Origin of the sequence: Peribacillus sp. NPDC097675 (genome assembly GCF_050277655.1) — a bacterium.
GTDB lineage: Bacteria > Bacillota > Bacilli > Bacillales > DSM-1321 > Peribacillus.
In genome coordinates, this window is sequence record NZ_JBNNSK010000006.1 from 214,044 (window position 1) to 236,060 (window position 22,017).

At 36.5% G+C, this 22,017-nt stretch carries 23 protein-coding genes and 1 other RNA gene; 13 read left to right on the forward strand and 11 right to left on the reverse strand.

From position 1 onward, the window contains the following. Positions 1-3 precede the first annotated feature (3 nt). Positions 4-1,608, forward strand: coding sequence for an MFS transporter (locus ACQKL5_RS11100; RefSeq protein ID WP_427608737.1), 1,605 nt, complete (start codon positions 4-6; stop codon positions 1,606-1,608). A 187-nt stretch (positions 1,609-1,795) separates the two neighbouring features. On the opposite strand, the gene ACQKL5_RS11105 is transcribed toward ACQKL5_RS11100, so the two are convergent. Continuing rightward, entirely contained in the window at positions 1,796-2,062 is a 267-nt protein-coding gene (locus ACQKL5_RS11105; protein WP_427608739.1) for a hypothetical protein, read from the reverse strand. A gap of 230 nt (positions 2,063-2,292) precedes the next feature. On the opposite strand from ACQKL5_RS11105, the gene ACQKL5_RS11110 reads away from it, so the two are divergent. Together ACQKL5_RS11110 and ACQKL5_RS11115 are read left to right on the forward strand one after the other, a co-directional pair. Beyond that, on the forward strand, positions 2,293-3,621 hold the full coding sequence (locus tag ACQKL5_RS11110) for a polysaccharide biosynthesis protein (RefSeq protein WP_427608740.1): 1,329 nt from the start codon (positions 2,293-2,295) through the stop codon (positions 3,619-3,621). A gap of 203 nt (positions 3,622-3,824) precedes the next feature. Continuing rightward, positions 3,825-4,016, forward strand: a complete 192-nt coding sequence (locus ACQKL5_RS11115; protein ID WP_427608742.1) for a DUF3934 family protein — start codon at positions 3,825-3,827, stop codon at positions 4,014-4,016. Positions 4,017-4,211: 195 nt separating this feature from the next. Here ACQKL5_RS11115 and ACQKL5_RS11120 read toward each other — a convergent pair whose 3' ends face one another. Both ACQKL5_RS11120 and ACQKL5_RS11125 read right to left on the reverse strand, forming a co-directional pair. Beyond that, entirely contained in the window at positions 4,212-4,577 is a 366-nt protein-coding gene (locus tag ACQKL5_RS11120) for a DUF948 domain-containing protein (protein WP_427608743.1), read from the reverse strand. Positions 4,578-4,670: 93 nt separating this feature from the next. Beyond that, the gene (locus ACQKL5_RS11125) at positions 4,671-5,045 is read right to left on the reverse strand and encodes a DUF948 domain-containing protein (RefSeq protein ID WP_427608745.1); all 375 of its coding nucleotides are present in this window, start codon (positions 5,043-5,045) and stop codon (positions 4,671-4,673) included. Positions 5,046-5,197: 152 nt separating this feature from the next. On the opposite strand from ACQKL5_RS11125, the gene ACQKL5_RS11130 reads away from it, so the two are divergent. The 3 genes from ACQKL5_RS11130 to ACQKL5_RS11140 all read left to right on the forward strand — a co-directional run bounded on the left by ACQKL5_RS11130 (position 5,198) and on the right by ACQKL5_RS11140 (position 6,418). Further along, complete coding sequence (locus tag ACQKL5_RS11130; protein ID WP_427608746.1) at positions 5,198-5,350, forward strand: four-helix bundle copper-binding protein; 153 nt, start codon at positions 5,198-5,200, stop codon at positions 5,348-5,350. 251 nt (positions 5,351-5,601) lie between these two features. Then, the gene (locus tag ACQKL5_RS11135; protein ID WP_427608748.1) at positions 5,602-5,904 is read left to right on the forward strand and encodes a hypothetical protein; all 303 of its coding nucleotides are present in this window, start codon (positions 5,602-5,604) and stop codon (positions 5,902-5,904) included. 313 nt (positions 5,905-6,217) lie between these two features. After that, positions 6,218-6,418, forward strand: a complete 201-nt coding sequence (locus ACQKL5_RS11140) for a YqaE/Pmp3 family membrane protein (protein ID WP_427608803.1) — start codon at positions 6,218-6,220, stop codon at positions 6,416-6,418. A gap of 73 nt (positions 6,419-6,491) precedes the next feature. Here ACQKL5_RS11140 and ACQKL5_RS11145 read toward each other — a convergent pair whose 3' ends face one another. Further along, entirely contained in the window at positions 6,492-9,059 is a 2,568-nt protein-coding gene (locus ACQKL5_RS11145; protein ID WP_427608750.1) for a DEAD/DEAH box helicase, read from the reverse strand. Positions 9,060-9,462: 403 nt separating this feature from the next. Between ACQKL5_RS11145 and ACQKL5_RS11150 the strand changes: the two genes are divergently transcribed. Further along, positions 9,463-10,416 carry a sensor domain-containing diguanylate cyclase gene (locus ACQKL5_RS11150; RefSeq protein WP_427608752.1) on the forward strand — a complete coding sequence of 318 codons (954 nt, stop codon included), beginning with the start codon at positions 9,463-9,465 and terminating at the stop codon, positions 10,414-10,416. A 306-nt stretch (positions 10,417-10,722) separates the two neighbouring features. On the opposite strand, the gene ACQKL5_RS11155 is transcribed toward ACQKL5_RS11150, so the two are convergent. Further along, the gene (locus tag ACQKL5_RS11155; protein WP_427608754.1) at positions 10,723-10,902 is read right to left on the reverse strand and encodes a hypothetical protein; all 180 of its coding nucleotides are present in this window, start codon (positions 10,900-10,902) and stop codon (positions 10,723-10,725) included. 15 nt (positions 10,903-10,917) lie between these two features. Continuing rightward, positions 10,918-11,646 carry a type II toxin-antitoxin system SpoIISA family toxin gene (locus ACQKL5_RS11160; protein WP_427608756.1) on the reverse strand — a complete coding sequence of 243 codons (729 nt, stop codon included), beginning with the start codon at positions 11,644-11,646 and terminating at the stop codon, positions 10,918-10,920. 353 nt (positions 11,647-11,999) lie between these two features. Here ACQKL5_RS11160 and ACQKL5_RS11165 point away from each other — a divergent pair, with 353 nt between their 5' ends. Then, positions 12,000-12,974, forward strand: a complete 975-nt coding sequence (locus ACQKL5_RS11165; RefSeq protein WP_427608757.1) for an MBL fold metallo-hydrolase — start codon at positions 12,000-12,002, stop codon at positions 12,972-12,974. A 35-nt stretch (positions 12,975-13,009) separates the two neighbouring features. Here the strand turns inward: ACQKL5_RS11165 and ACQKL5_RS11170 are convergent, their stop codons facing one another. After that, positions 13,010-13,966, reverse strand: coding sequence for a DMT family transporter (locus ACQKL5_RS11170; protein ID WP_427608758.1), 957 nt, complete (start codon positions 13,964-13,966; stop codon positions 13,010-13,012). Between the two features lie 236 nt (positions 13,967-14,202). Between ACQKL5_RS11170 and ACQKL5_RS11175 the strand changes: the two genes are divergently transcribed. From ACQKL5_RS11175 to ACQKL5_RS11195, 5 genes are all read left to right on the forward strand, one after another. Beyond that, positions 14,203-14,529 carry a YnfA family protein gene (locus ACQKL5_RS11175; RefSeq protein WP_427608759.1) on the forward strand — a complete coding sequence of 109 codons (327 nt, stop codon included), beginning with the start codon at positions 14,203-14,205 and terminating at the stop codon, positions 14,527-14,529. 404 nt (positions 14,530-14,933) lie between these two features. Next, positions 14,934-15,701 carry a glucose-1-phosphate cytidylyltransferase gene (gene rfbF, locus ACQKL5_RS11180; protein WP_427608760.1) on the forward strand — a complete coding sequence of 256 codons (768 nt, stop codon included), beginning with the start codon at positions 14,934-14,936 and terminating at the stop codon, positions 15,699-15,701. Position 15,702: 1 nt separating this feature from the next. Beyond that, positions 15,703-16,758 (forward strand): CDP-glucose 4,6-dehydratase, encoded by a 1,056-nt coding sequence (gene rfbG / locus ACQKL5_RS11185; RefSeq protein WP_427608761.1) that lies wholly within the window; start codon positions 15,703-15,705, stop codon positions 16,756-16,758. A gap of 12 nt (positions 16,759-16,770) precedes the next feature. Further along, on the forward strand, positions 16,771-17,994 hold the full coding sequence (locus ACQKL5_RS11190) for a methyltransferase domain-containing protein (protein WP_427608762.1): 1,224 nt from the start codon (positions 16,771-16,773) through the stop codon (positions 17,992-17,994). Further along, positions 17,991-18,914, forward strand: coding sequence for an NAD-dependent epimerase/dehydratase family protein (locus ACQKL5_RS11195; protein WP_427608763.1), 924 nt, complete (start codon positions 17,991-17,993; stop codon positions 18,912-18,914). The genes ACQKL5_RS11190 and ACQKL5_RS11195 overlap by 4 nt, the downstream gene beginning before the upstream one ends. Here ACQKL5_RS11195 and ACQKL5_RS11200 read toward each other — a convergent pair. From ACQKL5_RS11200 to ACQKL5_RS11215, 4 genes are all read right to left on the reverse strand, one after another. Continuing rightward, positions 18,883-19,671: a glycosyltransferase family 2 protein gene (locus ACQKL5_RS11200; protein WP_427608764.1), complete on the reverse strand. Its 789-nt coding sequence runs from the start codon at positions 19,669-19,671 to the stop codon at positions 18,883-18,885. The two genes, ACQKL5_RS11195 and ACQKL5_RS11200, sit on opposite strands and share 32 nt — an antisense overlap. An 880-nt stretch (positions 19,672-20,551) precedes the next feature. Further along, positions 20,552-21,169: an NAD(P)-dependent oxidoreductase gene (locus ACQKL5_RS11205; protein ID WP_427608765.1), complete on the reverse strand. Its 618-nt coding sequence runs from the start codon at positions 21,167-21,169 to the stop codon at positions 20,552-20,554. 241 nt (positions 21,170-21,410) lie between these two features. Beyond that, a non-coding RNA gene (gene ssrS / locus ACQKL5_RS11210) (6S RNA) lies at positions 21,411-21,598 on the reverse strand. A 146-nt stretch (positions 21,599-21,744) separates the two neighbouring features. Next, the gene (locus tag ACQKL5_RS11215) at positions 21,745-21,906 is read right to left on the reverse strand and encodes a hypothetical protein (RefSeq protein WP_427608766.1); all 162 of its coding nucleotides are present in this window, start codon (positions 21,904-21,906) and stop codon (positions 21,745-21,747) included. Positions 21,907-22,017: the final 111 nt, after the last annotated feature.

The following is a 22,017-nucleotide window of genomic DNA, read 5'->3' on the forward strand; positions in this document are numbered from 1 at the left end:
ATGATGAGAGAAGGAAAACAAAAGTCTCAGTGGGGTCAATTTGCTGCATTAGTGTTCGGTTCATTTATAGCAATCGAAGCAATGGTTTTTCAGGCTCCTGCAATTCCAAGTATTTCTGAACATTTTCAACTACCGACATACTTGGCAGGGTTAATCATCTTATCATTTTATATTTCTTCCACCGCACTCTATCCAGTAATGGGAAGAGTGGCAGATCAATTGGGAAGAAAACGGGTTCTATTATTCGGGATGTCAATTTTCGCAATCTCTGAATTTGCAGCTGCTTTAAGTCCTAGTTTCTCCTTCTTTTTAGGTGCACGTGTTGTACAAGGATTTGCGGTAGCATGTATCTTACCAGTAGCTATTGCTTATATCGGGACAATTTTCCCTCCTGAAAAACGAGGAATGGCTACAGGAATATTATCAGCAGTTCAGGCCGTAGCCTCGATGACTGGAGCTGTTATCGCAGGTTACTTGGTACAGCAATATGGCTGGCCAATCATTTATTGGGTCAGTGGCGTACTTTCAGTTATTGGTTTTGTAGTAGTAAAAGTGTTTGTGGAAGAAGCAAAAGGTAATGGATCACGTTCCTTAGATTTTCTTGGTGTTTTGCTATTAATTATAACCACTGGGTGTATGTTATCGGTTTCTACATTGGTGAAAAGCTTTGGCATTTCTTCTCCTTATACCCTTGGAACCCTTGGTATGGGTGTTGTAGCTGCAATTTCTCTATGGATAGCCGAAAATAAAATGGTCAACCCTATCGTTGAGCTTTCTCTGTTTAAACGACGGTTATTCGCCATGGTTGTAATCATAAATCTATTGGTCATTACAGCATTTCAAGCATTCATCTATTCTATGAACTTTTTTATTTCTACAAAACCTGGGGGCGATGTGGTAGAGGTAGGATTGTTTTACATGGTCATCTATGGGGGCTCTGCTGTTGGAGGGCTGATATTTGGAAAACTTGCTGATAAATTAAATAACAAAAAACTTGTACTATCCATCTTGCTGATTCCCATTATTACAATTTTCATTTTTTCATTTATTGATACCCAAACTCCTTTTTCTTATATTTCCACGTTCGCCTTTATTTTAGGCTTTAGTCTAGGTGCAATTACGCCGATTTTCATCAAGTATGCTTTAAGCGAGATTCCACCATCCCAGTTTGGAGCAGGCTCAGGTCTATATTCAACCCTACGCGACTTTGGAGCTCCGTTCGGTTCAGTTACAGGAATACTTATATTTTCAACATTTACGGACCTCTTTACAAAGTCATCTCTTCTCAGTCAAGCTAAACAGGCTGGCATTGATTCTAATTTCATGGGAGCCGTTGAACAAGCTAGATTATCTGAAGGGAAAATAACGGATCAAGGACTTGTATCCGAACTTCAATCGCTCGGAATAAAGTTTGAGGATTTATTGTCAACTGCATCGGGAGAGGGCCTTTCTTTTGCCATACAGAATATTTCATATATCGTAATTGGATTATTCATCATCACCTTTATTCTCAGTATATTTATACCAAGCACTAAGGTTGAAAAGGTTGAACGGATACCAAATATCGAGGTGGAAATAGAAACCTTAGATCCAGAAACTCCAATCTAATCATTACTTCTCCTCTTAACCAAAGATCATTAAATGTTGATTGTTCAGAGTATGCTTGTGCAGATAATAAAAAAAGTACGGACTGATATAACTCATGCCGTACTTTTTCTCATTATAAGATTTTGACTTCTAACTGATTTTATAAGGCACATTTAATCTAACTAATATAAATCCTCAATTCAAAGGTTCATTCATCTGCAAATTCTTTTAATCTAGGTAAAATGGGTACTAATATTTCATTTGCTATGTAATCTGTATCTAAACCGATGAACTGTTTTCCGTCTAATTCAACAGATCTGGCATACTCGGGATTGTTACAAAATATAAACGAGATTATTCCATCTTCTTCTGTCATGTCTACATATTTGAATGAAATTTGATTTTGGGTTAAACAACTTTCAAATGCAATACATAATTCGTCTAAATTGGAATGATCAATAGTTGAAAATTTCATTTTTTCATCTCCTCTGAATACAGGATAGCAAAATATTTGTTTGATTACAAAGTGTATATCAAAGTTTGATTTACCCTCATTCGGTTTTTATCACAGGTATCTACCGAGAGGGAATTATGCTGTCTCTCCACTAACGTTATACTTCCTAAGCTTACTCGTATCATTCATTATGAATATTCCGGTGCCTGTCTCATATGTTTATACAAACACCTTTTGAGGAGTGTGACAGCATGCAGTCTTTTTATAAAGGAACGCTCATCTTAATTATCGCAGCGTTTTTTGGCGAATGTATCGAGTTCTTCGTAAACATGATTCTTGCCAGGGAACTACAAGAAGAAGGCATGGGACTTTATATGTCCATTTTGCCGGTATTCTTTTTGATATATGTAATTGCCAGTTTTGAATTACATGTTTCAATCGCCAAGTTTGTAGCAGAAAACAAACCTACGTTACATTATAATCTATTGTTACATGCTTTTAAATTAGCTACAGTTGTCGTACTGATTATGTGTATCATCTTGCCTTTGGTCCTTACATTTTCTTCGATAATGGATGGATTCCATCCGTATATAAAATGGTTGCTGATTGGTTTGATCCCTATCGTCGCATTTTCATCGATTGCAAGAGGTTATTTTATGGGTGTACAGCAAATGAGCAAAATTGCAATCTCAAACTTTTTAAAGAAGATTTTTCAATTCGGCTTGCTTCTCGTCATCTTCAACCTTTTTCAATTCAACCAGGAAAAGTCTTTGCTCATGGCCTTTTTCGTTTTGGTTGGAAGCGAGTTCCTTGTATTCTTATACTTGTTCAGTATACTGATTCTTCATGTTCGAATCATGGGTCGTGGTACGAATCTAAGAACTACGGGCAAACATGCCCGCCAAAAGCTAATGGAAGTATCCCTGCCGACAATGGGACTAAGAATTTTCCATGCCGTAACAAATGCTATCCAACCTTTCCTGATCCATGCTGCCCTTCTTTCAGCAGGCTTTGGCACAGTACTCGCAACTGAGCATTTTGGAATGCTGACAGGTGTTGCAATGACTATCGGATTCTTTCCGGCTTTTATCGCTCACTCTTTAATGATCATGCTCATTCCAACGGTATCGGAAGCTCATAAGAAACAGGATAAAGAAAAGCTTAGAATCCTATTGCAAAAGTCAATGTGGTTTACGGGGATGTATGGAGTTCCAGCCGTACTCATTATCTATTTATTTGCGGAACCCCTGACCGCATTATTCTTTTCTTCTACAGCTGCCTCTCTATATTTGAAAATGCTTTGTCCTTATTTCCTTTTTCACTTTTTCATCATACCGATGCAAGCCTATCTCATTGGTTTAGGATTAGTGAAAGACGCATTTATCCATACAGTATGGGCACATATTGTTTCATTTTCACTTATGTATATCCTGGGTTCCCAATCCATTCTCAATATGGAAGGCGTTATTTTAGGTATGAATACAGGTGCAGTCTTAATAACATTCATGCACTACTTAACGATATGTAAAAAAATAGGCATTAGCCTCACATTGACAAAATCCAAGCAAAACGTATATTAATCGACTTTCCTTTTCTTGTACGCTTCTTGCTTGGTTTCATTAAACTAAACGAATTTCTGTATACTGTATCCTATAGATTTTTTAAAAAGAATTGTCCCTTTCCCTGTACATATTTCTCTATTTGATGTATATTTCAACATACTTGGGTATTAATCAAGCAACGTGGTTTAAAACTAAGCATACAACATTAATGGAGTGATTTCATGAGCAAGGCTAAAGCTAAGACTGGAACAGGCAAGGGAACAGGGACAGGTACGGGGAAGAAAGGCTGGAATCGTTGGAAAACGGGAGCCAATAAGAAAAAGAGCGCCAAACCATATGTAAGTAAAGGCGTTAAACATGGCAATGAGCCCAAAGCCTCCGGTAACGATACTAATAATAAAAACGAGAAATAATACGTATTTTACTGAACGGATTTGAATGTCTACACGTTAACATTCTAGTCTCAGAATCTCATGCAGGTTCATGTAGAAGATACTGGGCAATAGATAAAAATATATCAAAAAAAGACACTACCCAAGTCGGAGTGTCTTTTTTGTTCTATGAGGTTAATGAGATGTATGTATACATGAAAAGAAGAGAACATCTTTTTATCTAATATGACTTTTTGGTTTAGTCGAATTGGTTTTTTTAGGTGAGAGCTTTGTATTATAGGTGGTAGTTGCTTTTTTTACCGTATCTGTAACAGAATGAATGGCTTCCCCGACGTCTTGTGCAGAGTCGAACAATGGTTCGACCGTTTTGATTTTCCCTTTCACATCCACGGTGATATCATTCGCGGTATGGATTAGTTGTTTAGATTCGGATGAAAGATCTTGTATGGCACCTCTCACACCCACCAATGTTTTGTTGGCCTCTCCTAAGGTCACCATCACTTTCTGTAGTGTACCGATCAAGAAGACAACCAACCATATAAAAGCTAATGCAATTGCCGCGACGCTATATTCCATAACCATGAAAAAGTCCCCCTTAGACTTGAAAAATTCATTCCTTCATATGGCCTTCGACCGTTGCAAATGTTAGTGAATCCTGGGGTGCATGGCTTAATATTATTTGATTTTTATGTGTACTCCCTCTGGTTGATTATTTGGAGCTGTAGGGTTTGGTGGAATTTCTGATTCACTCCTGCTTGCTTCTTTGATTGAGTGCGTGACATTATGAATCATTTCTCCCACATCTTGGGCAGATTCTAGCAAAGGATCTACGTTACTCATTTTCCCTTTCACATCGACTGTAATTTGATTCGCGGTATGGATTAGTTGTTTAGATTCAACTGTTAGCCCATGTACTGCTTCTCTCACCTCTTCAAGTGTTTTATTGGTTTCCTCAAGTGTACCCATCCCTTTTCGAAGCGTCTGATTCAAATTATAAATCAAATAAATGACCGCTCCGGAAACACTTGCCACGCTTAATTTAATATACATGCATGCAACCACTCCTTTTCTTTAAATTTATGCATGAGTACTCCTATTCATTCCGTAAATGATTTTGCTAGACCCTTTCTTCTTAATCTGGATTTTTTGTCATGTCCGAGTATGTCTAAACAGTATCTGTTAGGCCATTCGTGTTATAAAAATTGTTTCTATTCGTTTCTGAACTGGCAGCTGCTTGTGCTAAGATTTATGAAAATTGCGGGGATGAATGCAAAAAGCATGATTATGAACATTGTCAGAATTGTGCCAAGGCCTGCTTGACATGTGCGGAATCATGTAGGAAGTTAATTTCATAACTTTGATGAAAGGGACAGTTTTTTTGTCCTTTCTTTATTTGTCCTTACTATCTCTTGCTAATGATTACTGATATGTTATTTAAACTACATAATGAGTTTAGTGGGAATTTTATATATTCTACCGAGGTTTATTCTGAAATTAATACTTGTATTTTCTCTTTTATTCTCATATTTTTTGCCCCTATAGATTTTAGGTTATTGAACTTTGCAATTTTAGGAATACTAGACTTAAATACAGGAGGTTAATGTAGATGGCCAATCAAAAAGTTCCCGCTGACAAAGATAAGGAAAAAGAAAAGAAAGAGAAAGAAAGCGAAGTAGCTCGACTAAATCGTTTATTAGGAGAGGTCATGAGGTATTTATCCGATGATGAACAAGAAGAAATTGACATCGAGTATTTATTGGAAAACACTGATGGTCTAAAGGAATGGTGGGATCAATACAGGGAGCTTGACCGAAAACGGGTTGAAGAACAAATTAAAAATTCCCTTGGTGATCTACCTATCGAAGATTTGGAATTAATCCTTGAACAAATACGTAATAAAGTGGATTGAGTCAATTTGCTCCCTGAGCCTAATGCTTCCTTGCATTTCCCAGGCAATTTAATGAAAATTATTGATGGTCTGGATTCAAAATGTTATACGTAATGTCATAACCTTTTCCCTTCATTTACTTGAAAATGCCCACATCAAACGTGTATTAAGGTTCCCATTTCTTTCAAGTGTGTGCCCATGATTTATCGGTCAACCTCTGCTTTTTAATAGTGAACTCCCAATAAGAATCTCGTTTAATTTACAGAGTTAAAATAGCCCTGAAATATTTTAAATGTTATATTAGATATATCAACAATTTTGGAGAGTGATCAATATCCTTTATTTAATCGCCATTCTTTTCCCCCCATTAGCCGTTTTGTTTGCCGGTAAACCCATTCAAGCCCTTCTTAATCTGATTCTCACATTGTTTTTCTACGTTCCAGGCTTGATTCATGCTATTTTGGTTGTTCATGATAAAAAAGCGGATAATCGTATGAAGCAGCAAGCTGCCCTAATTGCCAAGAGTAAAAAATGAGAATAATCAAAACCCCCGGATATGAGACACCTTGGTTAGGTGATATCCGGGGGTTTCCCTTTACTATATCTTTTTAGTATTTGCGATTTTTTCTATGACCACTATGATAACAAGCGTCGCAAATTTGAAAACGCGATTCTTCGGGTAGCTGTTTTCCACACCGCTTACATTTTTTTTGATAATTGATGATTTCATCCTTTAATTGATCATGAACACCATTACTGATTTCTTCCCGTACCCGCTCCCAATATACAGCTTCAGTTCTCTTTCCCATTCTATATAGAAAGAGCAGATGAAGTCCTATTGCCTTATATGAAAGCTCCAGCTCCTCTAAGTTCCTGGTCCTTATAAGGGGATCAGGAAGTTCGCTGCTCTCAGCTATTGCCTCGACGGTTTCAAGCCATTGACGAATGAGCCGAGGCTCTTTTGCTGAAAAAGGTAGATGAAGAAAGCCATATAAGTCCATTAATGAAAAACGAGCTTCGATTTCAGTATCTCGAATCAGTTCATAAAGCTCACGTTCTTCTGAAAGTGATGCTTTTTTTGTTCCATTTGGTGGGTTAAACTTCTCCCACAATTCAAAAAACGTCCCAAGGTTTCTGTAGTGCTTTTGAAACCGTTCAAATACTGTAGACGTCGGGGCAATCGTAAATGTTTGTACAGGTTCATCTACTTGTTCAAGTAATTTTCGCATGATTTTTATGTCTGCTGTAAACGCTACTTTACCCGTGTCATAAATCCCTTTTCTCCCAGCACGTCCTGCTATTTGCTTAACTTCTTGGGATGTCAGTCTTCTTCTTCGTGTCCCGTCAAATTTTTCATTTTCAAGAAAGACTATACGTCGGATTGGTAAGTTTAACCCCATTCCAATTGCATCGGTAGAAACAACAACTGATGTCTCGCCACGATTAAAAAGTTCAATTTGCCTTTTTCTGTTTTCAGGAGGCATGCTTCCATAAATCATGCTGACCCTGTGCCCACTCGCTTGAACACGCGAGGCAGTTTCGAGAACCTGCCTTCTCGAAAAGCAAATGAGAGCGTCCCCTTTTTTTGTGTGTTTTGACTCAAACTCCTTTAGTTCTATCTCTAATGGAATATCCCGATGATATTCATACAATTCCAAATCTGCTTCATCAAGTAAGTTGAGCAGCATTTTTTCAATATTCCGGCTCCCGATAATGTGTACTTCTTTGGCATTCGCTTTCGTGATTGCCCTATACCACGAGAATCCACGGTCTTTGTCGGCTATCATTTGAGCCTCATCAATGACAATCACGTCATAGTAGTCTTTTTCATGAAACATCTCCACCGTACAAGAGATATGTTTTGCTCCCATTACCGGCTTTTCTTCCTCTCCAGTTTTTAATGAGCAAAGCACCCCATCTGCGTTCAACTTTTCGAACACTTCAAGTGCAAGGAGTCTAAGTGGTGCAAGATATAAACCGCTCTCAGCTTTTTTCATTTTCTCCAGGGCTTGATGTGTCTTACCTGTATTCGTATCTCCAATATGCAAAATATACTTTACCTGTTTGCCTAAGGAAGGGGTATAAGCCTTACCAAAAATATCATCAAGAATTCTTTTCTCTTCCTCTTTCTTACGTTCTTCTTCTGCCAGTAATTCCGCTTTTTTACGCTCCCTGTTTTCCTCATCTTTTTCAAAAATTTCTTGATGCAAAGCTTCGTCGAACGGAATGTGGACCAGTTTCAATAAGTCAGATAGGTACTCTTCTTGTAGTTCATCAAAACAAGCTTGTGAAAGATCTGTCAAATCATCTTGAAGTAACTCTTGAAGGGTCTCCAGGTTCACAATTTCGCCATAGGATTCTGAAAAATCCTGCAATACTTCTTTAGATAAATAATCAAGAACCTTTTTAGGGACAAATCCAAAGATAAAATCTAAAACCAAACGTTCATAGCGATAGTAATAATTTTCATATTCGTAATGACTCTTTGCCCAATCGAATGTGGAATGAATATCTCCCGTCAGTTCTTCGAAAAAGTCAGTCACCATAAGGTAATCGTTCGATTCGAACACTCCATCTTCCACTAAACGCTCTTCAAGTAAATATGGCTCAACAGTTTGAAATTTCGGCTTATTGTGAAGATCTGAAGCTATTATTCCGGACATATAATAACGGACATGCAAGTAGATAAGAAGAGAACTGTTTTCAAAAAAGGTGTTTGCTTCATCTTCAAGTTTTTCTTGAACAATCCATCGTTTATGTGCAAGCTTTTGCTCCTCTTGCCTTCTGAAAAAAACCTCCCTTGCTTTAACATATCTCTGTTCCCATTCTTGCATGTTTTCTAAGAATTTTTTATCCAACCAGGATCTTGTATCAAACGGCTTGTATGACCTTAGCTCATGTCGAAATAAATTGTTGATATGCTTGTGATCGGTCCCTTCCGTAATATGTCCCCTAGCTTTTAAAAAAGCTTTTTTTTCTTTTCTTGGCACGTCATTGGAAGCTTTATTCAACCAAACATTCATCCAAATCTGTTCGACATAGGATTTACGATCTGAAAGGTATGTCTCATAGACCGGCATAATATCTTTATTTTCTATATAACGATCGATATCCTGGAGAACTTTTTGCTTTGTCTGGTCTATTGAAATTGGGTATACACTTTCTAATTTTCCCATAATAATCCCCTTTTGAATCTTCTTATTTATTATCCTTTCCAAAAATATTTTATAAATCAGCCATATATCATAGCATTTTTTTAACAAACATGTGATTAAAAGCATGAAAGAAGTTCTGTACAGCAAATAGTGATAAAATATACCACGTATGATAGATTAATGGTACTGTTTCCATTTTATAAAAAGTGGTATACGTATAGTATGGATTTTGCATCATTTACCATAAGCTATGTAATTCCCATGTTAATAATGAAGGTTTACCCCTATACTACCAAATTTTAAGCAAACCTGTGTCCCTTTCAACATGATAAACCCGAATTAATGATAACTGGCTGCAATTAAGCTCTGAAAACTAATCGTAACGCATCCAGCACAATAAACTTTAGGAAAAGGGGATTCAGAAATGATCTTCCATGATATTAATTACTACAAGAATTTTGACTCCATTGCTAAAGAAGTATTTAAATTGTTAGCTCACACGATTAAAGTCAATACATTCGTTATCACGGTCTTTGATCAGTCCCAAAGTTTTATCGTCAAGTCCTTTAATCGAAATGCAAACTTGATTAATAGTGGGGATACTCTAACCTTTAATCAAATTCTTTGTAATATGGTTAACGAAAATAATATGGAACTAGTTGTTATTGACAATATTAGAGATAACCCCTTGACCCGTGATCACCCCATTTTGACAATGCTTGACAATGGATGTTATATGGGAGCTCCCATTACAAATGAAGAGGAGATCATCGGTACACTATGTGCATTTGATATTAAACCTTATGATTTCAAAGGATATGATGAGGTGCTTCTAAAATCCTTGGCATCTCTGATCAGTCAAACGGTCATCATCGAAAATGGAATTATAAGAGATTCACTAACCGGTCTCTATAACCGGAACTTCATTTATAATTATTTCGAATATAATAAAGAAGAATTTCAAAAGGATATGTCTCTTCTGTATATCGATCTCGACAATTTTAAATATTTCAACGATGCTTTTGGCCATGATATTGGGGATATCGTTATCAAACGGACGGCTGAATGTCTTTTGGAATCTGTACCAGAGGATAGTTATGTCGCTCGGATTGGTGGGGATGAATTTATCATTTTATTACAATCATCTTCCTCTGAGGATTTAATACTAAGTACAAAACAGACTGCCGATAACATCTTGGAGCAATTATCTAACATGCCCATCCAAATCGGTGATAAAGAACATAAGGTTTCTGCGAGTATGGGAGTGAGTTTCTATCCAGAACACGGGAACGAGATGATCACGTTACTGAAAAGAGCGGACCATTCTATGTATGCGGCAAAAGAAGAAAAAAAACGTATTCATTACTATCATTCCTGATGCTTACAGTAGAGAAATACATACAAAAATAGTGTGATTGATGAGATATAATCAATCACACTATTTTTGTTTTACCGAATAAAGAACAAACGTTTTGTTTTCAACCTTTGTAAAAACTTCAACAATTCAGCATTTTTCTTATGTATCCTTTTTTCGGACGGAGATGCTGAAGGGGCTGGGATGTATACTCTCTCGGGCTTCTTGTTCATATCTAAGGACCCTTCCTATTTGTCATTTTAAAATAGTATATGCAGACGCTCCTTAAATATCATTAGATATGAGAAAAATCAAAAGCCCATTCTTTTCTTATAGGACATCTCTCAATCGGCTGAAACGTGCAGTTTTCTCTTTATGGTTCAAGATAACCTGTTCATTTTGTTTCATCACTTTTTTTGTATGCGGACTCAAAGCTACATCAGGAATTTTGACCTGCGGTTTTATTACGGCTACGGATACCCTTCCCCCAGCTTTATCATAAATGCTCATGCATCCAGCACCACCCTAAGTTTGTTTTATGACCATATCAAACATCATGATCAATAATGCTATTAATAAACAATCCACTTCTGACACGAAGCTTTCTGATCTTATTTCTAAAATATATGGAAATGCCAGAATATTAACTGGCTGAAGAGCCATTTTCTCTTCGTCATTATAATACGTATCTTCTCTTTCCAATGTAGCACGGATTATATTTCCAGACAAGTTCGGATAACCTTTTAACATCAATTTCTTGTCCTGCTCCGTTTTAAAGGGGATAATCTTGACATTCATCCCTTCCTTATCCGAATATGCCTGAAGCAAAATATATAAATAGGCCAGATATTCCTCATGTGTCTGATAATATTCCGGAATCCCTTCTTTCTTCAGAAGGTAAAACATATTCTTGACCTTTTCCCGATTATCCGTCAGTAGCCTATCACTTTCCGCAACGGCTTTAGTGGCATAGGAAAGCTCATTATCTCCTATTTTGGATATATACATGCTCAAAAATACGAACATATCAATCAGAACAAACAGTATGGCTACAATCAAAAAATTTTTCCACTCGGCAAAAATGCTCGCCGGATAAAAACTCCAGTAAATTAAAGCCCCTAGTATAAAAATGACATACCATGTTTTTCGAATGGCTTCTATTTTTTTACTGATTTTTTCTTTATATGTCCACGATAAAATAACATAAGCTAATAAAGCGATAAATACTAGCCAAACAAAAATTCTGAAAAACATCAGCACTTTTCTTATCCCCACCCCTTTTTAAGGCTTCTATTCTTATATAATTAATATTCAGTAACGCTCCCCCTTTTCCCTGCAATCTGAGAGAACTAAAAAAATGCAATTTGTTGCAAACACTCGCCTTGACCACCCCTCATCACATGTTTCATTCAGAGTCACTTCATTAAGGTGTATCCATATTTTGTGTTATTATAAGTTCAGGATTATTCCATTTAATATTAGGAGGTACTTATATAATGAAATTGGTTAAGGTTTGCATTTCCATCCTAATAACAGGGATACTTTTCATAAGATTTTATCCTCCTCTAGGAAGACGTGCATCAAAAGAAAGAATAAAAAGATTCAGGATGAATGAAAATTTTGAGAATCGTCAATTCATCAATAAGACTCCAGCGAATCAGATGATGAGCCTTAAACATACTGGCAGCATACTTCGGGAATATTTGAAGGGAAATCCAAACAGGCGACCTGCTGATCCCATTTCGATTGATTCGCCAGTGCAATCAAATGAAGGTGTTGTTAATAGAATCACATGGTATGGTCATTCTGCCTTCATGTTGGAATTAGATGGTAAAACAATATTAGTCGATCCAATGTTCGGTAAAGAACCCACACCTTTTCCGATATTCGGAAATAAAAGGTTTAGCGGTGACTTGCCAATTGATTTGGAAAACCTTCCGCCAATTGATGCTGTCATACTCTCTCATGACCACTATGACCATTTAGATTATTTCTCCATAAAGGTCTTAAAGGACAAGGTCGGCCAATTCATTGTCCCCCTAGGCGTTGGAGACCATCTAATCAGATGGGGAATTTCTAAGGAAAAGATTCAGGAACATAACTGGTGGGATGAAGTACAATACGATGGGTTGCATTTAGTCTGTACACCAGCTAGGCATTTTTCTGGCAGAAGTTTAAATGATAAAAATTCAACGCTTTGGTGTTCATGGGTGATTCAGGGCAAAAACGATAAGATCTTTTTCAGTGGGGACAGTGGATATGACACGCATTTTAAAGAGATTGGGGAAAAATACGGTCCTTTTGATCTTACATTAATGGAATGCGGACAGTACGATGAGCGATGGTCCACCATTCATATGCTGCCTGAAGAAACGGTTCAGGCACATATTGATGTAAAGGGAAAATTGATGATTCCGATTCATTGGGCTGCCTTCACTTTATCTCTTCATGATTGGACAGATCCTATTGAAAGGGTAACGAACGCTGCCAAGGAAAGATCGATTCAGGTTTCCACACCAAAAATCGGTGAGCCAGTTCAAGTCGGAGCGGATGTGTTCCCACATCAAATATGGTGGAAATAAAATCAGCTTATCCTTTTGAAGGATAAGCTGATTTTTCATTTAACACTGTGTTCTTTCTTACTAAAAAGAAATTTCATTTTGGTGGTATGTTCTTTCTTATCCCCAAAGGAATTCGTTCCGATGACACCTAATATGATTAAACATGAACCGATTATATCGTAAATCGTAATTCTCTCATGAAGAATGAGCGCCCCTGCGCCAATTGTGACAACGGTAGATAGATTTGCAAAGACACTCATTTGAGAAGCCTTGATTTTCGATAAAATTTTGTTGGAAAGCATCGAAGTAACCAATGAGGCTAATATTCCTAAATACAGAATAGAAGTCACAAATTCCATACTCGACCATGGTGAAAAGAATGCAGGCATTGTTCCTTTAATAGTATGAGAAATGATTGCTGCTAAGTTAAAAATGATGAATCCGGTACCCATCATAAAAAAAGACATTTCACCAGGTGTATAATCCTTGGCCAAGAACCGTGTCATTGTTGTATATCCTGCCGTTGCCATGCAAGATAAAAGGATCAATCCCATCCCCAGCAAATCGGAATCATTCATCGTACTACCTTTCATTATAAATATGAAAATGACCCCTACTACTGATAAAACAATGGAAGCCTTTTGATAGAGAGATGTCTTTTCCTTTAGAAAATATCCTGCAATCATTACCGTAACGATTGGAGTGATTGCAGATAAGATTCCAGCGTCGGTGGATTGGGAGTATTTAAGTCCGAAAGTTTGAAAGACAAAGAAAAGGGTGGGAAACATGATTGATAATGGAAGCAGTTTTTTGATGGACTCCATGGTGTAACTCACTTTAATCATTTTTACTGCGACAAGGATTAATATAACACCAAATGAAATGCTGAAACGAAACGCCAAAGTATCAAGGGGAGTCGATTCGTCGATTGCCATTTTTGTAAACAAAAAAGATAAACCAACAATACTGGCATGGACTATGGCTAGTATATAAGCATATGATTGAATTTTCATCGTTGCATCTCCTTAACTAGGATTCTATCATTCGTTTTAGTTATAGTACCCTGTGTAACTGAAGTGCAATCCAAGAAATAATCCCTTGAGGACATTCCTGCTAATAAATTTATAAATCGTTAATACAAAAGGGAATTGTTTGGCCTAAAGGTAGTCAATGGTCTGATACAATAGAAGATAGTTGAAACAATGAGAAAAACTTTTATAAAATTCAATGAAGAAAGTGAGAGATACATATGATGGTGACCACCCTTATATTTCTTTTGGCTGGGCTGGCCGAGATTGGCGGCGGATATCTTATCTGGATGTGGCTACGAGAAGGGAAATCCATTTATTTCGGATTGATTGGGGGAATAGTCCTGATTTTATATGGCGTTATTGCAACATTTCAAACGTTCCCGACATTTGGCCGCGTATATGCGGCATATGGCGGGGTTTTTATCGTATTATCCGTATTATGGGGATGGGGGATAGATAAGAAAACACCTGATTTATATGATTGGATTGGAGCAATTATTTGTGTAATTGGTGCATCTGTCATCATATGGGCTCCCAGGAATTAAAAAAATCAAGGGGCAAGTATTTTTATTAAAAGTCAAGGTATGGATTATAATTCTATATGAACATTGAATTTGTATATAATGTCCGACATTATAAGGCATAAAATGAAAAGGATAGGTGAGCCATACTAAGTATGCTCTACCTATCCTTTTTCTGTATCATAAATAACCGCATTTACTACAACAACGTTTTCAGATTTTATAATGAACATTTTTAGTTACATAATCGTTAACGTAGCCATATGATGTTATCGTCGACTATTATCCGAGTATGCTGTTCAACTTCCTTTTTCCGCAACTAAAATTGTTATTCATAAATCTATGATTAGCGAATTAATTGATCACTACTGTAAGGATTAGAGTAAAAGTATATAAATTTTTTCGTTTTAAACTGGAGGATATTAGATATGAAAGCTGTTATTCTTGCCGGTGGGTACGGTACAAGAATTGGGGAAGAAACGCATTTAAAACCAAAACCTATGATTGAAATTGGAACAAAACCTATTCTATGGCACATTATGAGTTTGTATAGTCATTACGGGATTACTGAGTTTATTATTTGCTTAGGCTATAAAGGATATGCAATTAAAGAGTTCTTCTTAAATTACAACTTACACATGTCCGATTTCACAATACATTTAAGCGATAACACAATTACCAGCCACTCTCATCGTGTAGAACCATGGAAAGTTACATTAATTGATACTGGACTAAATACCGAAACGGGTGGACGAGTAAAAAAAATTCAAAACTATATAGGAGACGAATCTTTCTGCCTTACTTACGGCGATGGATTAAGTAATGTAAACATAAAAGAACTTATTGCATTTCATAAAAAACACAACAAAATGGCTACTGTTACTGCCGTACAACCACCAGGCAGATTTGGTTCTCTCGTATTGGATAAACAGTCTGTCACATCCTTTCAAGAGAAGCCACTCGGGGATGGTGGTTGGGTTAACGGTGGATTTTTCGTTTTAAATCCTGATATTTTCAATTGTATTACTGGAGATAAATCAGTTTTTGAACAAGACACTTTAGTTCAGTTAGTAAACAAAAACGAATTGGCCGCATATCAACATACTGGTTTTTGGCATCCAATGGATACATTGCGTGATAAAAATAAATTAGTCGAGCTATGGGAAAGTAATAACGCTCCGTGGAAGGTTTGGTAATATGGCTTCATCATCTTTTTGGAATAAGAAAAAAGTATTTATTACTGGACATACTGGCTTTAAAGGTTCATGGCTCACCCTTTTTTTATCTTCATTAGGTGCAGAAGTAGTTGGCTATTCTTCTCAGCCTCCATCCAACCCTAACCTTTTTGAACAATGTAACGTATCAAAAGAGTGCATAACAATTAAAGGTGATATTACAGATTACAATTCTTTATTCCATGCCCTGAAACAGCATAACCCTGACATACTATTTCATTTAGCAGCTCAACCAATCGTCACCAATTCATACAAAAATCCTATCGAAACGTTTAAAACGAATGTTTTAGGAACTGTTCACGTATTAGAAGCGGCAAAACATATAGAAAGTATACGTGGCATCATTAATGTTACAAGTGATAAATGCTATGAAAATGACGGGAGCGGTAACCGGGCATTCGCGGAAACTGATCGACTAGGAGGTTTCGACCCCTATAGTGCTAGTAAAGCTTGTGCTGAACTAGTTGCAACATCATATCAAAAATCATTCTTTCACACTAACACTCTGAAACTTGCTTCAGTAAGAGCAGGTAACGTTATTGGTGGTGGTGATTGGGCAGAAGATCGATTATTCCCTGATATCATTCGGGCATATTTGAACAATCATACTTTGTGCATTCGAAACGAATATGCCATTCGTCCGTGGCAACATGTTTTAGATCCTCTACACGGCTACATCCTTTTAGCTGAGAAACTTTGGAATGATGCTAAATATGCAGAAGCGTGGAATTTTGGTCCAATCAATGAACCTAGTAGAACTGTAAATGATGTCATCCAATCCGTAATGAAATTATTGAATAAACGACTCACAATCCATTCTCCCTCTATAAAAACTCCTTATGAATCACCAATTTTAACACTCGACAGTACAAAAGCAGTAAACAAACTCGGCTGGAATCCTAAGTTATCAACAGATGCTTCTATCGCTTGGACTGTTGAATGGTACAAAAAATATGCATCTGGTGAAAATATAGAATCTTACACACGACAACAAATCGATGCTTTCAAAAATTTATAAGGGGGATATAAAATGGAACAGAAAAAATGCCGCTTTTGCCACTCATTACTAACCAATACTTTTTTAGATTTAGGTGTTTCTCCCCTCGCTAACTCATTTGTAGCTGAAAAAAATTCATATAAAATGGAACCATTTTATCCGCTGCACACATTTGTTTGTAACTCTTGTTTACTCGTGCAGCTAGATGAATTTGAATCCCCACAAAATATATTTGATGACTATTTATACTTCAGCTCTTACTCCTCAAGTTGGCTACTACACGCTAAACAATATGTAGAAATGGCGATTAAGCGTTTCAACTTAACGACATCTTCAAAAGTGATTGAAATTGCAAGTAACGATGGGTACTTATTACAATACTTTCAAAAAGAAAATATCGAGACATTGGGAATTGAACCAGCAAAAAACGTAGCAGACATCGCCATCCAAAAAGGAATTCCTACTCATGTGAATTTTTTCAGTAATGACTTAGCAAAAAAATTACCACAAGCTGATTTAATCGTCGCAAATAACGTATTAGCACACGTTCCGAACTTGCATGATTTTGTCTCTGGTTTAAAAACACTATTAAAACGTAATGGTACGATAACAATTGAATTCCCGCACTTATTAAACCTAATATCATCTAATCAGTTCGATACTATCTATCATGAGCACTTCTCTTATTTCTCACTTATAAGTCTTCAAAAAATTTTAGCTCATCATCATTTACAAATTGTTGATGTAGAAGAGCTTTCAACACACGGTGGTTCATTGCGTATTTTTATAAACCACCTAAGTTCCCAATCCACTATCCATTCCAATGTTACAAACTTACTCCAAAAAGAAGTCGATCACGGACTCGATACATTAGATTGCTATCTCCTTTTTTCTAAACGAGTGGAACAATTGAAAATAAATATTTTAAAGTTTTTTATCGAAGCGAAAACTTTAAACAAAAAAATTATCGGTTACGGCGCTCCCGCTAAAGGAAACACCCTTTTGAATTATTGTGGGATAGGTAAAGAATTTCTAGCTTATACAGTAGATAAAAACCCTCACAAACAAAATCTCCTTTTACCAGGAACTCGTATTCCAATAAAATCTCCAGAGGAAATTAAACGTACAAAACCGGATTATATTCTCATACTTCCTTGGAATTTGAAAGACGAGATTATGAAGGAATGTTCTTTCATTCGTGAATGGGGCGGTAAATTTTTAGTGACGGTTCCAGAAGTTGAGGTCATCGAACCATGAAGAAAGTCGTTGTAACAGGTGGTAGCGGGTGGATCGGTAAATATGTCATACATTCACTTATACAGAAAGGGTATGAAGTGCACGCCACGTATAACAAAAATAAACCCTCTAATCTTCATTGCCATTGGTATAAAGTAAACTTGCTTCGCGATGACGAAGTAAAAAAATTCATTTCCGACATTCAGCCTAGCCATCTCATTCACCTCGCTTGGGAAGCAGTACCACCAGCATGCTACGTATCAATTAATAATTACTACTGGCTAAAGTCTAGTATTTCATTGATTCAACACTTCACAACTTGTGGCGGAAAGCGCGTCGTTGTTGCCGGTACTGGCGCAGAGTATGAATGGTTTAACGGCGTATTATTTGAAGATACCCCCCTCCTTTCCTATACAACCCCGTATTCACTATGTAAAAATGCACTGCACTCTTGGCTAGAAACGTATGCACAACAAACGGGCCTCAGCATGTGTTGGGGCCGCATTTTTCATATGTATGGACCTTATGAACAAGGTAATCGACTCGTTTCTAACATTATCACTTCTTTATTAAAAAATGAGGATGCACTATGTACACATGGAAAACAATCGAGAGATTTCCTCCATGTGAGTGACGTCGCTGACGCTCTCGTAACAGTATTAAACCACAACGTTACAGGCACAATCAATATCGCTTCTGGTCAATCTGTACAAATTAAAGAATTGGCTTCTATTATTGCTAAGAAGATAGGAAAAGAAAATTTAATCCAACTAGGTGCTATCCCTTTCCCAAAAGACGAACCTTTATTCGTCGGCGTTAGTGTAGAACGTTTGAAGACTGAAGTAAACTGGAACCCAATATTCGACCTAAATACTGGCATTGAAGACACAATCTTGTGGTGGGAATCATTTATAAAAAAGCATAACGATGCGCATCACTAAGCCGTAAATCCTTCGTTCCTACCGCTAATTCCTTATACCATTCTTCTAATCTTTCCGGCGTAATAATATGGTGCGTACCCATTCCCCCATGCTTACTAGCTTCAGAAAGAGTCGGACCAATTTGTAATTTTCTCTTTCTCATTGCTTCGTTCCATGGACTAAATCCAAACCATAATATACAAGCAAGAGGCGGATAATTCATAGATTCATGCGCGGATAAATGTCTTCCAACCGTATAACTCCCGTGTTCATGATTATGAATATATCTACCTCTTCTCCATAACGCCCAATCTTCTGGTAAATAACCGTGAAATCGTTGTTGCATTAAAGGAATTCCAAAATTAAGGTCCGGATAATTATAGTTAGGATCATCAACCATAACAAGCCCTTCCAGCCAATACATCCTCCCTCCCAATTCATTTAATGATTTCCAAAACTGATTTTTATCTTGCATGCAAAGAAACTCAGTCGTATTTAAAATCATTTTCCATCCCTGTACTTCTTGTTCTACTCCCATCACTTCAAAATCTGTCGCTAAGGCATCAAACTCTGGATATGCAGAATCTCGCACTTCCCAATGTGGTGCGAATTTTTTACAAATTTCAACTGAACGATCTGTAGAACCTTTATTAATTAAAATGCCCTGATCAAACAGTTTCGTATGATGCATTAGCCACCATGGTAATAAATACTCTTCATTATAAAAATGAGAGATAACGGTTGTAGTAATGGAAATCTCCTCCTCTTTCTCTAACAATCTATTTTTTCATCCTACGCTTAATATACTTACCATTTATATAATTAGTATCTTATATTTTTAAAAATATGTTTTTACCACACTCAAAATTTTCTTTGGTAGCCAACCGCTCCATTTTGGGTTCAGTTGCAAAAGAATCCAGGATAATCTATAATTCTTGGACACAATAATACTATTATTTTAAAAACGTGTGTGATTGGTACGGAAAAGAAAAATTTGATCAAGTAAAAAGAATATTAGTCTGAATCAATCTTATTAACGGTATAATTTCAGTTTTCCTGATTCTGTGTAACTGATGGAGGAACAAGATTTATTTATTTCTCATATCAAGTTTATGTGTTTGAATCATCAATATGTCACTGAATTGGTCAAACAAATGCCTTTTACAAAATCGATGAAATATATATCAAAATAAAAGGTCAGATAAAAATTTTTCCGGATAAAAATAAACTAAACAATTTTATTATTTTCACACAATATTGGGGTATCTTTTCTTCAGCTAAAGTGCTCGATGGCTGAACAACCCATAAATAATTTCTGTTAATCAACAACTTCTTCCTTTTACTGATTTTGAATCAATATTCTCAAAAAATAAATAAATTCCCCTATATGAATTAGGTAACTTATCTGCTCGAATCCATTGCTTATTGGTTTCTTCATGTTTTCCTAAATTGAGAATATATATTTCAATTTCAACAATTTTCATAATTATGTTGTAGTAGTAAATGAGCTCATTCAAGAGGTCTACTAAATAAAAAAGCACACCACTAAAATATAAATGATGTGCTAATTATCATATAATGTGTGACATTAAAGATAAGTTCCTGTTCTCATAATGAAAACATACATTCACTTATCTTTCATTTTACAAAATAGCCCTTTAATTCCCTAATGCAACAGATTGATTTAAATATTTCTCATCCGTAAGCGCACGTATTATGAAATCTGCTACATCCGCGCGGGAAATGCTCCGGCTTCCTTTAGGAATCCCTTGAAGCTCTTCCCGATACGAACCGGTAGGCGGATTATCTGATAACCCCATTGGTCTTGCCACAGTCCATATAAGATCATTTTTTTTGATAACTTCCACAGCATTATGATGATCTTCCAATACATTCCCCAACATCTTCATGGTCAACTTACCAATCAGACCAGGAATTTCTTTATCAATTCCTGCGGAGGCCATATAGATAATTCTTGAAACATGTTTGGCTTTCATGGCATTAACAATAATCTGCGTCATTTCATGAAGAACAGTCGTCTTGCCCAGCCCACTGCTTGAGCCTAGACAAGAGATAACCACTTCTTGGCCGGATACAGCTGTTTGTACAGCTTCTTCATCTAGTGCATCCCCCTGAATGATTTGCAAGTTAGGATGGTTAATCTGCAACTTAGTTGGATTTCTTACAAAGGCAGTCACTTTGTGTTGAAGATTAAGTGCTTGTTCTACGACCAACTTTCCTGTTTTCCCTGAAGCTCCAAAAACAATTATATTCATGATCTATCCTCCAAATGAAATTATAGAGTTTATCATAACACTGTGCGAATATTTTATCATTATATATCCCCTTTAAAAAGATAAGTCCATAAAAGCTAAACTACCTGTTCGAATACTGTTTAATGTGGGAAATAGAGGTCTAGAAGTACCTTCATCTAAACATTGGTAACCTCCTCTATTCTTACATAAAACAACAAAAGACCAGTCCCGATTAAGGACTGGTCTCAAATTTTTTAAAAATTATAAAGCCGCCATTGCCGTATGTCAGTAAGAAAGTTTTAAACCACCACTCCTCAAAGTGGGTGTTTGCAAAAATATTCCTGTTTTCCAAGTCAGTGACGAGGCATAACATTCCTATTTCGATGTAAAACTCCCTGTCTACAGTTAAAGGTTAAAACTTAATTATCATTACGAACAACGCAGCTTATGTATTTATAATACCTAAAGAAATCTTAAGTTGCAAGGTCAAAAATTTCCAATCACTGAATATCATAAATTTTTTTAAGATGGTCACCACCACATTCAATTGGTAAACATCTGGAATATCTTCTATTCACAGTTCTAATGAACTCTCGTTAATAATGGTTTTTCTTCTCCCCATCATCGGTCAGCTTGTCTATTGCCTTTTCACCTAATATTGGGGATGCCTTTGCACCATCTTCTAATTTCTTCGACACAGTGGCTAGAGGACTCTTCTTCTGATAATAACCCTTGCCCTTGCATTCTATCCAGTTCATTAGAATCCAATCTCTTGGGACAGCTACTCATGAACATGGAAAGATGAGCCAATTATAAAGACAGTCGAAATAACAAGTTATTAAGGGGAATAATTGCATATAAAAGAATGT

Bases quoted from the DNA above. Each gene is read 5' to 3' on its own strand.
- ACQKL5_RS11100 (WP_427608737.1), top strand. From the start codon at position 4: ATGAGAGAAGGAAAACAAAAGTCTCAGTGGGGTCAATTTGCTGCATTA.
- ACQKL5_RS11105 (WP_427608739.1), bottom strand. From the start codon at position 2,062: ATGAAATTTTCAACTATTGATCATTCCAATTTAGACGAATTATGTATT.
- ACQKL5_RS11110 (WP_427608740.1), top strand. From the start codon at position 2,293: ATGCAGTCTTTTTATAAAGGAACGCTCATCTTAATTATCGCAGCGTTT.
- ACQKL5_RS11115 (WP_427608742.1), top strand. From the start codon at position 3,825: ATGAGCAAGGCTAAAGCTAAGACTGGAACAGGCAAGGGAACAGGGACA.
- ACQKL5_RS11120 (WP_427608743.1), bottom strand. From the start codon at position 4,577: ATGGTTATGGAATATAGCGTCGCGGCAATTGCATTAGCTTTTATATGG.
- ACQKL5_RS11125 (WP_427608745.1), bottom strand. From the start codon at position 5,045: ATGTATATTAAATTAAGCGTGGCAAGTGTTTCCGGAGCGGTCATTTAT.
- ACQKL5_RS11135 (WP_427608748.1), top strand. From the start codon at position 5,602: ATGGCCAATCAAAAAGTTCCCGCTGACAAAGATAAGGAAAAAGAAAAG.
- ACQKL5_RS11145 (WP_427608750.1), bottom strand. From the start codon at position 9,059: ATGGGAAAATTAGAAAGTGTATACCCAATTTCAATAGACCAGACAAAG.
- ACQKL5_RS11150 (WP_427608752.1), top strand. From the start codon at position 9,463: ATGATCTTCCATGATATTAATTACTACAAGAATTTTGACTCCATTGCT.
- ACQKL5_RS11155 (WP_427608754.1), bottom strand. From the start codon at position 10,902: ATGAGCATTTATGATAAAGCTGGGGGAAGGGTATCCGTAGCCGTAATA.
- ACQKL5_RS11160 (WP_427608756.1), bottom strand. From the start codon at position 11,646: ATGTTTTTCAGAATTTTTGTTTGGCTAGTATTTATCGCTTTATTAGCT.
- ACQKL5_RS11165 (WP_427608757.1), top strand. From the start codon at position 12,000: ATGAATGAAAATTTTGAGAATCGTCAATTCATCAATAAGACTCCAGCG.
- ACQKL5_RS11170 (WP_427608758.1), bottom strand. From the start codon at position 13,966: ATGAAAATTCAATCATATGCTTATATACTAGCCATAGTCCATGCCAGT.
- ACQKL5_RS11175 (WP_427608759.1), top strand. From the start codon at position 14,203: ATGATGGTGACCACCCTTATATTTCTTTTGGCTGGGCTGGCCGAGATT.
- rfbF (WP_427608760.1), top strand. From the start codon at position 14,934: ATGAAAGCTGTTATTCTTGCCGGTGGGTACGGTACAAGAATTGGGGAA.
- rfbG (WP_427608761.1), top strand. From the start codon at position 15,703: ATGGCTTCATCATCTTTTTGGAATAAGAAAAAAGTATTTATTACTGGA.
- ACQKL5_RS11190 (WP_427608762.1), top strand. From the start codon at position 16,771: ATGGAACAGAAAAAATGCCGCTTTTGCCACTCATTACTAACCAATACT.
- ACQKL5_RS11195 (WP_427608763.1), top strand. From the start codon at position 17,991: ATGAAGAAAGTCGTTGTAACAGGTGGTAGCGGGTGGATCGGTAAATAT.
- ACQKL5_RS11205 (WP_427608765.1), bottom strand. From the start codon at position 21,169: ATGAATATAATTGTTTTTGGAGCTTCAGGGAAAACAGGAAAGTTGGTC.
- ACQKL5_RS11215 (WP_427608766.1), bottom strand. From the start codon at position 21,906: ATGAACTGGATAGAATGCAAGGGCAAGGGTTATTATCAGAAGAAGAGT.